The sequence below is a fragment of the Saccharopolyspora karakumensis genome (assembly GCF_004349225.1).
Classification (GTDB): Bacteria; Actinomycetota; Actinomycetes; order Mycobacteriales; family Pseudonocardiaceae; genus Saccharopolyspora; species Saccharopolyspora endophytica.
The window spans coordinates 174,321-188,292 of sequence record NZ_SMLA01000007.1; the positions used below are offsets into that span (position 1 = coordinate 174,321).

14 protein-coding genes are annotated in these 13,972 nt (G+C 69.4%); 3 read left to right on the plus strand and 11 right to left on the minus strand.

Annotated features, from left to right (window positions below; genetic code table 11):
* Nucleotides 1-285: 285 nt before the first annotated feature.
* From E1202_RS07660 to E1202_RS07705, 10 genes are read right to left on the minus strand one after another with little or no spacing between them, the layout of a single operon-like run.
* Nucleotides 286-816 (minus strand): hypothetical protein, encoded by a 531-nt coding sequence (locus tag E1202_RS07660; protein ID WP_132681855.1) that lies wholly within the window; start codon nucleotides 814-816, stop codon nucleotides 286-288.
* A complete protein-coding gene (locus tag E1202_RS07665) occupies nucleotides 813-1,292 on the minus strand; it encodes a hypothetical protein (protein ID WP_132681856.1) in 480 nt (159 codons plus the stop codon). The genes E1202_RS07660 and E1202_RS07665 overlap by 4 nt, the downstream gene beginning before the upstream one ends.
* Nucleotides 1,289-2,584: an MCE family protein gene (locus E1202_RS07670; RefSeq protein WP_132681857.1), complete on the minus strand. Its 1,296-nt coding sequence runs from the start codon at nucleotides 2,582-2,584 to the stop codon at nucleotides 1,289-1,291. The genes E1202_RS07665 and E1202_RS07670 overlap by 4 nt, the downstream gene beginning before the upstream one ends.
* Nucleotides 2,584-3,741 (minus strand): MCE family protein, encoded by a 1,158-nt coding sequence (locus E1202_RS07675; RefSeq protein ID WP_132681858.1) that lies wholly within the window; start codon nucleotides 3,739-3,741, stop codon nucleotides 2,584-2,586. Before E1202_RS07675 ends, E1202_RS07670 begins: the two co-directional genes overlap by 1 nt.
* Complete coding sequence (locus tag E1202_RS07680) at nucleotides 3,741-4,856, minus strand: MCE family protein (RefSeq protein ID WP_132681859.1); 1,116 nt, start codon at nucleotides 4,854-4,856, stop codon at nucleotides 3,741-3,743. Before E1202_RS07680 ends, E1202_RS07675 begins: the two co-directional genes overlap by 1 nt.
* Nucleotides 4,853-5,833 carry an MCE family protein gene (locus E1202_RS07685; protein WP_132681860.1) on the minus strand — a complete coding sequence of 327 codons (981 nt, stop codon included), beginning with the start codon at nucleotides 5,831-5,833 and terminating at the stop codon, nucleotides 4,853-4,855. The genes E1202_RS07680 and E1202_RS07685 overlap by 4 nt, the downstream gene beginning before the upstream one ends.
* 1 nt (nucleotide 5,834) lies before the next feature.
* Nucleotides 5,835-6,857, minus strand: a complete 1,023-nt coding sequence (locus E1202_RS07690; protein WP_165943769.1) for an MCE family protein — start codon at nucleotides 6,855-6,857, stop codon at nucleotides 5,835-5,837.
* On the minus strand, nucleotides 6,854-8,029 hold the full coding sequence (locus E1202_RS07695) for an MCE family protein (RefSeq protein ID WP_165943770.1): 1,176 nt from the start codon (nucleotides 8,027-8,029) through the stop codon (nucleotides 6,854-6,856). The genes E1202_RS07690 and E1202_RS07695 overlap by 4 nt, the downstream gene beginning before the upstream one ends.
* A gap of 5 nt (nucleotides 8,030-8,034) precedes the next feature.
* Entirely contained in the window at nucleotides 8,035-8,880 is an 846-nt protein-coding gene (locus E1202_RS07700) for an MlaE family ABC transporter permease (protein ID WP_408006098.1), read from the minus strand.
* Nucleotides 8,877-9,641: an MlaE family ABC transporter permease gene (locus tag E1202_RS07705; protein ID WP_132681864.1), complete on the minus strand. Its 765-nt coding sequence runs from the start codon at nucleotides 9,639-9,641 to the stop codon at nucleotides 8,877-8,879. Before E1202_RS07705 ends, E1202_RS07700 begins: the two co-directional genes overlap by 4 nt.
* Before the next feature lie 344 nt (nucleotides 9,642-9,985).
* Here E1202_RS07705 and E1202_RS07710 point away from each other — a divergent pair, with 344 nt between their 5' ends.
* The 3 genes from E1202_RS07710 (at nucleotide 9,986) to E1202_RS07720 (ending at nucleotide 13,736) form a co-directional block, all read left to right on the plus strand.
* Nucleotides 9,986-10,702: a Crp/Fnr family transcriptional regulator gene (locus E1202_RS07710; RefSeq protein ID WP_132681865.1), complete on the plus strand. Its 717-nt coding sequence runs from the start codon at nucleotides 9,986-9,988 to the stop codon at nucleotides 10,700-10,702.
* A 133-nt stretch (nucleotides 10,703-10,835) separates the two neighbouring features.
* Complete coding sequence (locus E1202_RS07715; protein ID WP_132681866.1) at nucleotides 10,836-11,663, plus strand: hypothetical protein; 828 nt, start codon at nucleotides 10,836-10,838, stop codon at nucleotides 11,661-11,663.
* A gap of 543 nt (nucleotides 11,664-12,206) precedes the next feature.
* Nucleotides 12,207-13,736: a hypothetical protein gene (locus E1202_RS07720; protein ID WP_132681867.1), complete on the plus strand. Its 1,530-nt coding sequence runs from the start codon at nucleotides 12,207-12,209 to the stop codon at nucleotides 13,734-13,736.
* Here E1202_RS07720 and E1202_RS07725 read toward each other — a convergent pair.
* A partial coding sequence (locus E1202_RS07725) for a response regulator transcription factor (protein ID WP_132681868.1) occupies nucleotides 13,675-13,972 on the minus strand: 298 nt, incomplete at its 5' end. The genes E1202_RS07720 and E1202_RS07725 overlap by 62 nt on opposite strands.

Below are 13,972 nucleotides of genomic sequence, written 5' to 3' on the forward strand. Positions count from 1 at the left end.
TTTGGAAGAACGGCGTGGTCCTGCCGAGTTTTCGGCCGACCGTCGAGCGACCACCTCCGCCCTGAGGACGGCCTGAGCGGGGAACAACCTCGGTGAACGACAAGAGGGGGATCAGCTCGTGAACTCAGCGGAACGGGCTCTGACACGGCTCGTGGCGGAAACGTCGACCCACCGATACTCGCACCGCGCCACGGCGGGGTCAACATCACAGCAGCACTGGTACATGATCGGGGTCTCATCTCCGCTGTCATGGACGCGGCGGATTCCGAGCGATGGAATACCAGTTCACACGGTGTCCAGAGTGGATACGAGCCAGTCGTCGCCCACCTTCTCCAGGGTCACCCGAATGCGAGCCCCCTCGATCAGCGGAGCCGGTTGGCGGCTGCTCGTGGTGAGCTGGTTGATGAACGCCAGCAGCACCACCTTCCGGTCGGTGGCGGTGACCACCCCGAGCGCGGACAGCGTGGTGCGCGTGCTGATCCGGTCGCGGACGGCGGCGGGACGGATCACGGTGCGCTGGAGCTCGAGGTAGTCCCGGGCGAATCCGCCGGTCACCGCGCGCTCGGCGGCGGCCAGGTCGCGGTCGAGCGATTCGTGGCTGTAGCTGAGCACTTCGGGGATGCGCCGGGTCGCCACCTCGGTGGCCGCGGTGCGAGCTGCGGCGACCCGCGCGGCGGCGTCCTGCCGCTGGTGCAGGACCACGACGGCGGCGGTGGCCGCCAGCAGCACCACCACGACCAGCGCGGTGGCGATCCGGCGGCGGCCCGGCCTCTCGGCGGCTTCCCGCTCTTCGACGGCGTCTGCGGTGGTGGTCATGGCACGAACTCCAGGTTGGCGACGAGCCAGGTCTCGCCGGTCTTCTCCAAGGTGATCCGCAGCCGGTACTGGCGCTGCCGGCCCTCCGGTGAGGCCGCGTTGCCGACGGTCGCCCGCACCGCGGCGAGCGCGATCGCCGTCGTGCCGTCGGAGCTCGACAGCGCCGCCTCCACCACCTCACCCCGGGAGGTCACCTTCGAGCCGGTGACGATGTCGCGGAACGCCGTGCTCTGCTGGGCGAACTGCTCCCTGAAGTCACCGGTCGCCAGCGCGGTCAGGCGTTGGGAGTCCTGGTCGACGGTCTGCGCGCTGATGTTGGTCAGCGCCAGCGCGGCCTGCCGTGCGACCGCGACCGCCTGACGGTCGGATTCGTCCCTCTCGGCGGCGGCTTCGGCCGCGTTGTGGAAGTGGGCGCCCAGCGCGGCGAGCCCGATCAGCAGCAGCGTCGCCACCGCCAGGCCACCGGTGCGCTTCACTTGAGCAGCAGATCGTGCCATGTCGCCGGCTTCCCTCCCCGTTGTTCGCTCACATCACCGAGCACCAGCAGATGACCGTCGGGCAGCATCGCGTTGCCGGTGCTCGGGTCGTAGGAGGCCACGACCTCCTCCGGTCGCGCCCCGCACGCGGCCGCCGTCGGTCCGCGGCGGCCGGGATCGTTGGCGCACGGGTAGTTCCGCGCTCCGCGGACCGACCGGGGGTCATCGGGCGCGACCTCGCAGTGCTGGTCCGGTGGTGTCCGCGCGGGCGATTCGTCGTCGAACGAGCGCTGCTGCGACATCGGCGTGTAGCCCGAGTAGCAGGGCGGGGTGCTGTTGACGGAGAAGCGGATGCCCAGGTGGGCGCTGCCCGGCGCGGCACCGGGCTGCTGGACCACGCGTTGCAGCGCCGCGGTCATCGCCGGGTAGAGCACCAGGGTCTGGGAGACGCCGGGCAGCTGGGTCCGGATCACCTGCCCGGTGGCGTCGAGGTCGGCGAGCAGGTGCGGCAGCGCCGGCATCAGCCGGTCCTGCAGGCCGATCAACTCCTCAGCCGCGGGCGGCGTGCGGGTCAGGACACCGCGCAGGTCGCCGTCGCTGCGCCGCAGCTGGTCGGTGAACGAGGCGAGATCCCGCAGCGCGGAACGGGTCTCGGGTGCGATGTCGCGCTGGGTGCGCAGGAACGGCCCGAGCTCGGTGATGAGCCCGACCGTGGGTTCGAGGTCGAGCCCGGCCTGGTGCAGCACCGTCCTGGTGTTCTCCAGGAGCGTCGTGACCTGCGCTTCCTCGCCTCGCAGTCCGGTGGTCAGCTCGTCGAGGACGACGTTGAGCTCCTCCTGCGGGATGGAAGCGGCGAGGTCGTCGAGGCTGGTGATGAGCTCGTCGGTGCGCGGCAGCGTCGTCGTGTCGGTGATGCGGTCGCCGGGTTCGAGCCAGGGCGGTCCGTCGCCGGCCGGGGTGAGGTTGACCGACTGCTCCCCGATCGCGGACTTGCTGCGGATCGCGGCGCTCACACGCGCGGGGACGCGGACGTCGTCGTCGATGCCGAGCGTGGCCACCGCGGTGCCGTCGCCGAGGTCGATCGAACGCACCTTGCCGATCTCCACGTCCCGGTAGCCGACCATCGCGCCCGGGTGCAGACCGGTGGCGTCGGTGAACACGGCGGTGACCTCGTACTGCCCGAAGCCCAGGAGCTGTCGCAGGTCGAGGTAGTTGACCAGCACCGTGCTCACGCCGAACACGGTGAGCACGGCGAAGGCCGCGAGCTGGAGCCGCACCCGTCTGGTGAGCATCAGCCGCCTCCCAGCAGATCGCCGAGCAGCGGCAGGGCCGGGTCCGGCGGCGGGTTCGCCGGTGGCGGCGACGGAGGTGGCTGCTCGACGGGCGATCCGATGCCCAGCGGGCCGCGGATCGGGTCGGTGGCCTGCAGGGCGGTGCGGGCGGCGTCGAAGACCGTCTCGACGGGAGTGCCGGCCAGCAACCCGGTTTCCAGGCTCGGGACCGAGAGGTCCAGGGTCACCGCCAGGTTCAGGAAGTCGCCGCGCACGATCTTCTTGTACGTGCTCAGCGGGAACAGCAGGGTTCCCAGCGTGTCCAGGGATTTCGGGACGCTGTCGCCGGCCGCGACGAGCTGGTGCAGCGTCGGGCGCAGGTCGTGGACCGTCGCCAGCAGGTCGTCGCGGGAGCGGTCGAGCACGTCGGTTCCGACGGCGCCGAGCCTGCTGGAGGCGTCCAGGGCCGAGCGCAACGCGTCGCGCTGCTCGTTGAGGACGCGGATTCCCGGGCCCAGCTCGTCGAAGGCGCGGCCCAACCGCTCGGAGTTCGCGCGCAGCCGGGCGGCGAGGCCGTCGACGGCTTCGAGGGAGCGGACGATCTGCGCCTTCTGCTCGTCGGCGGAGCGGGCGAGGACGTCGAGCCGGTGGATGAGGTCAGCAGCCTGCTGCTCGTTCCCGCTCAGCGCCCGGTTGAGCTCGTCGGTGATCTCCCGGACCTGGCGCAGTCCCCCGCCGTTGAGCCACAGCGACAGGGCGGCCAGCAGCTCCTCGGTGCCCGGGTAGCGGTTGGTGCGCTCGGCGGGGATGAGATCACCGTCGGCGAGGCGTCCCACCGGGTCGGGCGGGGAGGCCAACTCGACGTACTGGGCGCCGAGCAGGCTCTTCTGCCCGATGTGGGCCACGGCGTTGGCGGGCAGCACCACGCCCGGGTCCAGGCTGATCTCCACCTGCGCCTGCCAGCCGTGCAGGCCGATGCTGCGGACCGCGCCGACGGTGACGTCGTCGACCTTGACCTCCGAGCGCGGCACCAGGTTGGCGACGTTGGCGAAGCGCACCACCACGCGTTGCGCGTCGCCGCCGCTGCCCGGTCCGCCCGGCAGCGGCACCATCTGGGCGCTGTCGACCGCGCACCCCGCCAGCAGGCCGGTGGTCAGCAGGAGGGCGATCAGGCGCATCACGGCCCTCCCGGTGGCGGCTGCTGGTGCGGGTTGCCGGGGCGGTGCAGCGGGTCCAGGCCGACCGGCAGGTGCGGTGCGTCCAGGGGTCGCAGCAGCGGGTCCAGCGCGGCCCGGCAGTCGTCGATGGTGCCGCCGGCGGAGAACACCATCTGGCAGCTGAAGGTGGACAGGCTCGCGGTGTAGGGGATCTGCACCCGCGTGCTGGCCGACCCGGTGACCGGTTCGTAGACGTTGTAGAGGTTGGCCAGCGACTGCGGCGCGATGTGCAGGACCTCGGCGAGGTCGGCGCGGCTCGCGGCCAGCGTGGCGGTGACGTCGCGCAGCGAACCGACGGTGTCGCCGAGCTGCTGCTGGTGGGTGCGGGTGAAGTCGATGATCGTGCCCAGCGCCCGGTCGGAGGAGGCCAGCGCCTGGCCGAGGCTCGCGCGGTTGCCCTCGGCGAGGGCGCTGATCGAGGCCAGCTGGGTGGAGAAGGCCCGCAGCCGCTCCTGGCTCGCGTTGAGGTTCGAGGTGAACTCGTCGAGGTCGCGCAGGCTGCCGAACAGGTCCTCGCTGCCCGCGGCGACCGTGGTGGAGGTCCCGGCGAGCGCGTCGAGCGTGCAGCGGAACTCGGCCCCGTTGCCGCCCAGGTTGGCGGCTCCCGCCTCGATCGCGCGGGACACGGCGCCGTCGCGGTTGGCCCCGCCGGGCCCGAGCGCCTTGGCCAGTTCGGTGAGTTCGGCGTTGGTCCGGTCCCACTCCGCGGGCACCAGGGTCCGCGATCGCGGGATCTCGGCGTCGTCGGCGAGCACCGGCCCGCCCCGGTACACCGGCGCGAGTTGCAAGTACCGGCCGCTGACCAGGCTCGGCGCGACCAGGGCGGCGGAGGTCTCGGCGGGGACCGCGCGATCGGCGTCGTAGCCGAAGCGCACCCGCACGCCCGTGCCCTCGGGCACGATCTCCTCGACCTCCCCCACCCGCACGCCCAGCACCCGCACCTCGTCACCGACGTGGATGCCGCTCGCGCTCGCGAAGTGCGCGGTGGCGTGCTTCTGCCCATCGCCGGACAGCAGGTGGGCAGCGGCGGCCACGAACAGCACCGCGCACAGGATCGCCAGGGCTCGGCGGTTCATCGGATCCCCCTCCCGAGCAGTTGCTGCAGACCTGGAACCGCGTTGGTCGGCGGGATGTTGGCGAAGTAGGCGTCCAGGGCGGGCATCGTGGAGACCACCTCGCCGAGCGTGCGCAGCATCGGCACGGCCTCGTGCAGCGCGGCGGTGATGTTGTCGCGGTTCTCCCGCAGGATCGCCAGCACCGAGTGCAGCTCGGTCAGCGCCGGCCGCAGCTGCGCGTCGTTCTCCCGCGCGAGCGCGTCGAGCTGGTCGGCGGTGGTGGTCAGGTCGGCGAGCAGCCGTTCGATGGCGACCTGGCGCTCGTTGAGCGCCGCCAGCAGCACCGTTCCCTCGTCGAAGATCGCGCGCAGGTCCGAATCGTGTTGCGCCAGAACTCGCGTCGTGGCCCGCGAGTGCTCGAGCAGGGAGCGCAGCTCGGTGTCGCGGGAGTTGACGCTCTCGGCCAGCCGCCGCAGCCCGGTCAGCGCTCCGGGGACGCTGCGCGCGGTTCCTTCCAGCGTTCCGGCGACGGTGTCGATGGCCGCGGTGAGCCGCTCGGTGTCCAGCCGCGAGGTCTGATCGGTCAGGCCCTGCAGCGCCTGGGTGACGTCGAAGGGCGCGAGGGTGCGCGACAGCGGGATCTGCGCGTCGTCGGGGAGCTCGCCGGGCCCGGCCGGGGCGAGGCTCAGCGCCTTCTCCCCGAGCGCGCTCTGGGCCTTGATCGCGGCGGTGCTGGCCTCGCCCACCCGCAGGCCGGGCTCGTCGACGGTGAAGGAGACCAGCACGTCGGTGTCGCGCAGCTCGACGCCCTCGACGCGACCGACGGTCATGCCCGACACGACGACGGGATCGCCTTCGACCAGTCCCCCGGCCTCGGCGAACACCGCGTGCAGCCCGCGTCCGGCCAGCAGCGGCGAGATCGCGTCGCCGCTGAGCGAGAACAGCACGGCGATCGCGATCAGCACCGAGCCGATCACGCCGAGCCGCGAATCGGTCATGTCAGTTCCCCGCTTCCTCGGCGCAGCGGCGCACGTCGCTGTCGATCCACGGCGTGTAGAGGTATCCACCGGTGGGGGCGCTGGTCCGGACTCGCACGCTGCACAGGTAGGCGTTGAAGAAGTTGCCGTTCACGCCGATGCGGCCGATCCGGCCGTACGCCTCGGGCAGTTCGCGCAGCGCGGTGCGCAGCTGCTCGTCGTGGGCGTTGAGCGTGCCGGAGAGGGTTCGCAGGTCACCGATCTCGGCGTTGAGGTCGGGGCGCAGCCGCGGCAGCAGGTCGGCGGTGGCCGCGGTCAGCCCGTGGAGGTGGTCGACGGCGCCGGTGACCGACCGCCGGTCGGCGCTCAGCCCGCCGACCAGCTGCCGGGTCTGCGCGATGACGTCGGAGACCTGCCGGTCGTGCTCGTCGAACGTGGCGAGCGCGGCGTTGAGGTTGCCGATGACGTCGCCGATGAGCCGGTCGCGGTCGGCGAGGGTGCCGGTGACCGAGGCGAGGGAGGTCAGGAAGGAGTTCAGCGCCCCGGCCTCGCCCTGCAGGGTCTGGATGAGCGAACCGGACAGCTGGTTGACCTGCTCCGGCGACATGGCCTGGAACAGCGGCTGGAAGCCGCCGACCAGCACGTCGAGGTCGAGCGCGGGGCGGGTGCGCTCCAGCGGGATGAGCCCGTCCGCCGGCGGTGGCCCTCCCCCGCCTTCGGCGAGTTCGAGGTAGCGGTTGCCGACCAGGTCGCGGTACTTGATCGCCGCGAGGGTCCCGCCGGTCAGCGGCGGGGCGCCGGAGACCGACATCGTCACCAGCACCGTCGCGTCCGGCCGCATCCGCAGCTCGTCGACCTGACCGACCCGCACCCCGGCGACGCGCACGGGGTCACCGGGCTCCAGGTACGACACGTCGGTGAACACCGCGCGCACCTGCGTTTCCGCTCCGGCGCTGCGGGTTTCGGACAGCAGGACGCCGATGTAGACCGCGGTGAGGGCGGCGATCGCGAAGAACACCGCCAGCTTGACGACCTCGCCCCTCACCGGCCACCTCCGATCGGCGAGAGCGGGCCGAAGAGGTAGACGGCGAGCACGTCCGGGTTGATCGCGACGGTCTCGTCGGGACCGGAGTACGGGTTGGCTCCGGTGTCGTAGTTGACGTACGGCGGGATGCCTTGCACCTCGGGCAGTCCGTGGCACTGCGGGCCGGTGTCGACGCCGGTCTTGGGCAAGTTCTCCGGGTATTGGTAGGCGGGAGCGCCGGGAAGCAGGCTGACGGTGACGTGCGCGTTGGGGTGCGTGCCGCCGAACTCCGGGCCTCCGGTGACCGCGCGGATGAGCTCGCCGTTGCGCACCACCCCGCCGAAGAAGCACGGCACCACCGGCGAGTAGCGGCGCAGCAGCTCGGTGCTGGGCGCGAGGGTGTCGAGCGTGGTCACCAGCTGGTCGCCGTGCCGCTCCAGGTGTCCGCCGGTGGTGTTGCCGAGTTCGGTCAGCGACAGCAGGAACGCCGCGAACGCCCGGTGCTGCTCGGCCAGGGTGGTGCTGGTTCCGCCGAGGTTGCCGGCGGTGGCGGTGAGGTCGTCGGCGACGGCCCGGTAGTCCTCGGCGACCGCGGCGATCTCCGGCAGGCGCGCTTCGAGCTCGGGCAGGTGCGGGTTGAACGCGCGCAGGTAGTCGTCGGTGGCGGTGATCAGCTCGCCGATGCGCTCACCGTTGCCCCGCAACGCCCCCGAGACCGAGGTCAAGGCCGCGTTGAGCTTGCTGGGCGGCACGCGCTGCAACGTGCGCACGACGTTGTCGAAGGTGTGGTCCAGCTCGACGTTCACCCGCGCCCGGTCGATGACGGCCCCGGCGGTGATGTGCTCGCCGGTGTCCCGGCCGGCGCGCAGCTCGACGTACTTGGCGCCGAACACCGTCGTCGGGACGAGGTTCGCCGACACCTCCGCCGGTACCCGCTCGGCGTGGTCGGGGTCGAGCTCGACGCTCACCTGCGCTCCGGTCCCGTCGGTGGTGACCTCGCTGACCGAGCCGACCTCGACCCCGCGCAGCTTGACCGGTGAGCCCGGTTCCATGAGCAGGCCCGAGCGGTCGGCGAGGACGGTGATCGGCACGACGCGGTCGAAGACCCGGTGGTACTGGGCGATCGAGAGCACCGACAGCAGCACCAGCAGCACCGCGAACCCGGCGCCGGCCAGCACGTGCCTCCAGTTCACCGCCATCACCCCGAGATGTGGACCGAGGAGTCGGAACCGTAGATCGCCAGGTCCAGCAGCAGGTCGACCAGCATCACGCCGATCAGCGAGCCGCGCACGGCCTTCCCCACGGCTTGGCCCACGCCCGCCGGGCCGCCGCTGGCCGCGAACCCGTGGTAGCAGTGCACCGACATCACCACGACCGACATGGCCAGCGCCTTGACGAACGACCACAGCAGGTCCGACGGCACCAGGAACGCGCTGAAGTAGTGGTCGTAGGTGCCCCCGGACTGCCCGTAGGCGACGGTCACGACCAGCCGTGTCGCGGCGAACGAACCCAGCACCGCCAGCGAGTACAGCGGGATGATGGCGACGAACCCGGCGATGATCCGGGTCGTCACCAGGTACGGGACCGACCGGACCGCCATCACTTCCAGGGCGTCGATCTCCTCGCTGATCCGCATCGCCCCGAGCTGCGCGGTGAAGCCCGCACCGACCGTGGCCGTCAGCGCCACCCCGGCGATGACCGGCGCCGCCTCGCGCGTGTTGGCGTAGGAGGAGACGAACCCGGCGAGCGCCTCGACGCCGACGTTGGCCAGCGAGGAGTAGCCCTGCAGACCGACCTCGACGCCGATCGCGGCGGTCATGAACACCACGATCGCGACCGTCCCGCCGATGACGGCGAGGCCGCCGGTGCCGAGGCTGACCTCGGCGATGAGCCGCAGCACCTCGCGCTTGTAGCGCACGAGCGCGGTCGGCACCGAGGCGTAGACCCGGCCGTGGAAGACGACCTGGCGGCCGGTGTCCTCCAGCTTGCGCAGCGGTACCCGGATCACCTTGGCCCGCTCGGATTCCCCGATCGCCACGGTCAGCCCCTCGCCTGCAGGAACACGGCCGTGATCAGCGAGTTCGCGGCGAACAGCAGGATGAAGCTGAACACGACGGTCTGGTTCACCGCATCGCCGACGCCTTTCGGCCCACCCTTGGCGTTGAGGCCGAGGTGGCAGGCGACCAGTCCGGACAGCAATCCGAAGACCGCCGCTTTCAACTCGCTCACCAGAAGATCATCGATTCCGGTGAGAAGGGTGAGATTCGCGAGGAAAAGGCCCGCGCTCGCATTCTGCACGAGCACCGAGAACAGGAAGCTGCCCGCCAATCCGACGAAGGTGACCAATCCGTTGAGCGCCAGCGCCACGACCGTGGAAGCGAGAACTCGGGGAACCACGAGTCGCTGCACGGGATTCAGGCCCATCACGCTCATCGCCGCGATCTCGTCGCGGATCTTCCGCGCCCCCAGATCAGCGCAGATCGCCGTCGCACCCGCCCCGGCGACGACCAGGACGCTGACCATCGGCCCGATCTCCCGCACCACCGCCAGCCCCGCTCCGGCCCCGGCCAGGTCGGCAGCCCCGAGCTCGGTCAGCAGCTGGTTGAGCTGGAAGACGACGATGACGCAGAACGGGACGGCGACCAGCAGCGTCGGCACCACCGACACGCTCACGATCATCCACGACTGCTGCAGGAACTCCCGGAGCTGGAAGGGACGCCGGAATCCGTGGCGGAACACCTCCACCGACATCCGGTAGAACGACCCGACGGGAGCGCTGATCCTGGCCGGCCCGGAAACCACCATCGACCGACCTCCCCTCGGGCAAGCGGAAATCTACGGCGACGCAGGAATCGCTCCAGCGCGAAATGACGGGAGAACGGCACCCGGAAAGGCACGTGCACGAGCGAAAAATCGGCGACGGCTGGCTGCGTGGTGCGGACGATAGTCGCATCGCACAACCCCACCGTCAACAACCCGAAAGCGAAACACCGCCCAGCGGAGGGAAAAACGAACCCACCCACTGCTCCGACAAGGTGAAATCCCCTCCCCCCTCAACGCCGCTCGTCGCCCACGCCCACCCGTTCAGCGGCAACCAATCGCTCGAAAAGCGCTAGCTGTCCGCACGATCGCCAACGGAGGATCACCGGGTGGACTATGGGGGCTCAGCAGAAGACGTCGATGCCGGTTATCTGCCCGCACAGGACAGTTTCGTCAGCCACGCGGGCGCGGACCTCTGCGCCGAGCTGCGCGGACTGGGCACTCGCGCCGGATTCGACCGCAACGAGCTGTTGCTGCTGGTCGACCGGCCGAGCGATCACGTCCTGCTCATCGAGCGCGGATTCGTCAAGGTCCAGCTGGCGGGCAACGGTCGCGACCTGATCGCGGGCCTCTACGGCAAGGGCGAGCTCATCGGCGAGCAAGGCGTGATGGAGTCGAAGCCCCGCAGCGCCACGGTCGTGGCCCACACCGCGTGCGAGGCGACGAGGATCCACCACCGGGACTTCAAGGAATTTCTGCGGCGACATCCCGAGCTGCCGCTGGTCCTCGGTCGCATCGCGTACGAGCGCCTGCACCGGGCGGATCAGCGCCAGATCAACCTGGCCTCGCAGGACGTGCCCACCAGGGTGTGCCGTCAGCTCCTCGCCTGGGGTCAAGCGCTCGGCGAACGGACCCGCGACGGCGTGGCCATCAGCGGCTTGAGCCGCAAGGACCTGGCTCAGTGCGTCGGAGCCGGCGAGGCGACCGTGGACGCGGCGTTGAAGCAGCTGGGCGACCGAGGCCTGCTTCGCACCCGCCGACTGACCTTCGTGCTTCCCGATCCCCACCTCCTCCACGGCTACCTGCGCGCTCGCCCGATCACATGAAGTAGTCGAAAGAACACGCGCATCTCCCTGATTTCGGGGAGATGCGCGTCCATCTACTCGGCAAGACTCCGTTCACCCACCCAGAGTGACGGAACGGAGTCGACCCTTGCGCCGGACGAATGACCCATCGCTGATGCCCGAGCACTGCGCCCTGCTGACCGCGGACACGATCGAATCGGGCGGGACCAGGCCGGAACACCTCGGCACGATTCCCCATCTCGTCGAAACGATCGTGGCGGAAGCTTCGAGCGAGGTCGGACTTGCCGAGAACGTGCACCGCAACGGGCAGTTCAGCGGCGACGGCTTCCTGCGGGCCTACCCGAGTCAGTACCTCCCCGCGCTGATCGACCTGGTCGCCTCGATCGACGCGCTGCTGATCGGTCACAACCTGTCGGCCAAGCCCGAGATCCGGCTGCGCATCGCGTTGCACCTCGGCCCCTTGCCGACTGAGTTCGGGCTGTACCGGCCCAACATCGACGTCTGCCGCCTTCTCGAAGCCGACGAGTTTCACGCGCTGGTCGAGCGCTGGCGTTCGTCCCTGCCCATTGACCGGTTCACCACAGCGCTCATCCTGTCCGACGACGCACATCGAGCGGTCTTCGGCGGTGACTACACCCGGTCCATCACCCGCCACGACTTCGGGCCGGTGAACATCAAGCACAAGGAGTTCGACCAACAGGCCTGGGTGCGCATCGCAGGTGTCAATCCCGCACAGCTCACAGAACCGCCTCGCGAGACGCCGACGGCCTCCTCGGAGCCTGTTGATGATAGGCGCTCCGCAGGTCACTCGATCAGCAACGGCGGGGGCAACCAGGGAATTCAGATCGCAGGCGACGGCAACCACGTCGAACAGCAGCCGCGACAGGTTCACGTCAACAATCTCGTGGGCGAGAACAACTACGGCATCAGCACAGGCCATGTCAGCGGGTCGATCAACTACAAGACCGGGGAGTCGCGATGAGTCCCGTCGAAACACCGGAACGCACTGGGGATTCCTCTACCACTACCCCGAAGAACGACGTGGGGAAGACCGACTCCGCGAACACGGTCAACAACGAAACGAAGACCAACAACGGCGTCAACGTCGGTCATGTCAGCGGGTCGGTCAACTACAACGACTACACGGGTTCGGCGTTCTCCAAGCCGGATCTGCACGACTTCCGCGTTTCCGACCACGATCTGGAACGCGCCAAGAACCACTTCGTGCCCTGCCCGGGATACGACGATGCCTTGGCAACGTTGAAGAAGAGCAATCTCGTTCTCTTGCGAGGTAAGGGCACCGGCAGGTCGCTGGCCGCGATCCGGATGCTGGTCGACTGCGGTGCGCGCACGATTTCACAGCTCAACGTACGTCGTTCGTTCGACAGCATCACCGACGAACAGCTCGACAGCGACGGCGGGTTCATCTGGCAAGGAACCGATCGAATCGCAGTGGCAGCAGAAGATCGCGCCCCGCACGGCCGAGCGCGTAGCAACCTGGGCTCAGCGGAATCAGTGTTACGTGGTGGTCATCGTCGACGAGGCGCTGGAGGTCGGCCTCCAGCGGTTCGAGAGCAGGCTCGGTCGACCCGACTCCACCGAGGTGGCGAGGGAGTTCTTGCGATCCCACCCGGATTGCCCCGCGGATCTCGTCGACACGATCCTCACCGAGGACTTCCGCAGACGTCTCCGCGACGATTCCGCGCCGAACGAGGCGGAATTCGTGGCCATACGTGCGTGGGACGTGCATGAGGACAAGCGAAAGCTAGAGCCTGCTCTGGCCGATCTCTCACGGGAAGCCCAGTACCTGGTTGCGGACTGGTTCCACGAGGATCGGTCGACGATCGAGTACGCCATGCTGGTCGCGATCGCCGTCTTCACCAACCGCGACTACGGCGACGTGATGAGCTCCGCCGAGGAGCTGGAGGAGATGATCGCCAAGGCGGACGAGCCGGAGGACAAGCGTCTCAGACAGCGGAAGATCTTTGACTTCAGCAAGAGCGTCATCCTCAGCAGCTTGAACGCGACGACGACGTGGCATCCCCATGCCAGAGGGGCCAGTCTCTTCCGAGAAACCGTCCACTTCAGACGATCGGACTGGGCGAAGTGGGCCTTCCGCCGAGCCTGGCTCGAATACGACCTGTTTCGCCCGGTGATCGTGGACTGGATGGCGCGCCAGGCCAAGAACGGATTCCAGTGGTACTGCGCGAAGGCCTTGCACGACGTCATCACCGGTCTTCCCCACACCGACCCGTTGGAACACATCAAGACGCTCGCGAGCAAGCAATCTCTGACTTCCAACGAACTCGCCGCGGAGCTCCTGGCGAGGTTCGCCGACGATCCCGGCACGAAGGACTTCGTCGAACCGCTCCTGCGGGACTGGTGCACGGGATCGGGCTTCCACCGCAAGTGGACTGCGGCTCTGGTGTACGCCACGGAGCACGGCGTGCGTGATCCGGAGCGAGCGATGACCCGGCTCGAGACGATCGCTCGCAGCGATGCCCGACTGGTTCCAGCGGTCAAAGTCGCGGTGACCTCGCTGCTGAGCCGGCCCACCAACCGCGAGCTGATCCTGCGTGCGCTGGTCAAGTGGACGCGCCCGCACGGCCACCGCCGCGACGCCGAACAGCTGAGCAATCTCCGCTCGGTCGGGCTCGACTGCGCGCAAGCCGCGCTCGGTCTCACCGACGCGAAGCACTACCTGCAATCCCTCCCCAAGCAGGAGAACCCGATCCTCGCCGACCCGCACCCGTGGCTGGTCGCGCGACTCTTCTGGCGTGTCTTCCTCGATCAGCAGACGCGCAAGTCATCACTGCGAGCCTTGCTCAACCTGTGCGAGCAGTGCGAGAAGAATCCGCGCAGCGAACGAGCACGTGGCTTGGCGCAGTTGGTCGCCACTGTCGCCCCGGACCTCCACCGGCACGATCACCACGCGCTCTTCGAGGACTGGAAGGCGGAGTACCCGGGCAACTCCGGCCGGGTCGATCGTGCCTTCAGTGCCGTGCAGTTGCTTCATCAGAGGTACGCGTCCCCGTCCCCTCGGCCACACGGGTAACAGCGTGAGAGTTCTCGGAGTCGGTGAGGCGGGAGAGTTCTGCTGGGAGTTCGGTGCGCTTGCGGACGTTGAGCTTGCGGTAGACGCGGGTGAGGTGTTGTTCGACGGTGCTGACGGTGATGTAGAGGCGGCGGCCGATCTCGCGGTTGGTCTGGCCTCGGGCGGCGAGTTCGGCGACCTTGCGCTCGGCCTCGCTGAGCAGTGGCGTTCCCGCCGGGGTGGGGCCGGTTTCGGGG

Bases quoted from the DNA above. Each gene is read 5' to 3' on its own strand.
- E1202_RS07660 (WP_132681855.1), bottom strand. From the start codon at position 816: ATGACCACCACCGCAGACGCCGTCGAAGAGCGGGAAGCCGCCGAGAGG.
- E1202_RS07670 (WP_132681857.1), bottom strand. From the start codon at position 2,584: ATGCTCACCAGACGGGTGCGGCTCCAGCTCGCGGCCTTCGCCGTGCTC.
- E1202_RS07675 (WP_132681858.1), bottom strand. From the start codon at position 3,741: ATGCGCCTGATCGCCCTCCTGCTGACCACCGGCCTGCTGGCGGGGTGC.
- E1202_RS07680 (WP_132681859.1), bottom strand. From the start codon at position 4,856: ATGAACCGCCGAGCCCTGGCGATCCTGTGCGCGGTGCTGTTCGTGGCC.
- E1202_RS07685 (WP_132681860.1), bottom strand. From the start codon at position 5,833: ATGACCGATTCGCGGCTCGGCGTGATCGGCTCGGTGCTGATCGCGATC.
- E1202_RS07705 (WP_132681864.1), bottom strand. From the start codon at position 9,641: ATGGTGGTTTCCGGGCCGGCCAGGATCAGCGCTCCCGTCGGGTCGTTC.
- E1202_RS07715 (WP_132681866.1), top strand. From the start codon at position 10,836: ATGCCCGAGCACTGCGCCCTGCTGACCGCGGACACGATCGAATCGGGC.